The following is a 511-nucleotide window of genomic DNA, read 5'->3' as shown; positions in this document are numbered from 1 at the left end:
TGGTGAAATCGCAAGTGGCAATTACCGTGAAGACATCCATGTCAGCGGCAATAATGAATTAACGGCCTTGATGTGCTCACTTAAATCGATGCAGATAAAAATGGGCTTTGAAGTAGAAGAAGCGATCGCGATTGCGAATTCAGGTAGCCGAATTAAGCAAGCCCTTGATGTCTGTAATACCAATGTCATGTTGGCAGATGACCGCATGGATATTATCTATCTGAACGCGTCGGTTCAGAAGATGTTCAAAGACGCTGAAGCAGACTTACGGAGTGATTTACCAAACTTTGATGCGGATAACTTGTTAGGCGCAAGTGCAGATGTTTTGTATAAAGATCCAAGTCATCAGCGTGCGGTGATAGAAAACCTTAACGGCACGCAGAAGAGTCGAATGAAAACGGGCGGAAGAGTGTTTGACCTAATGGCAACGCCGGTGATTAATGACCAAAGCGAGCGTTTAGGAACAGTAATTGAATGGAACGATATCACTGAAGAGCTGAAACGCACGGAA

1 protein-coding gene is annotated in these 511 nt (G+C 44.4%); it reads left to right on the top strand.

Features of this window, described 5'->3' with window-relative positions:
* Positions 1–511, top strand: a 511-nt coding sequence (locus tag A3761_RS27230) for a PAS domain-containing protein (RefSeq protein WP_197472917.1), incomplete at both ends; no start/stop codon positions are given.

The organism is Oleiphilus sp. HI0123, assembly GCF_001635315.1.
Note: the sequence above shows the minus strand (reverse complement) of the source record. Positions and strands in the feature narration are given on the sequence as shown.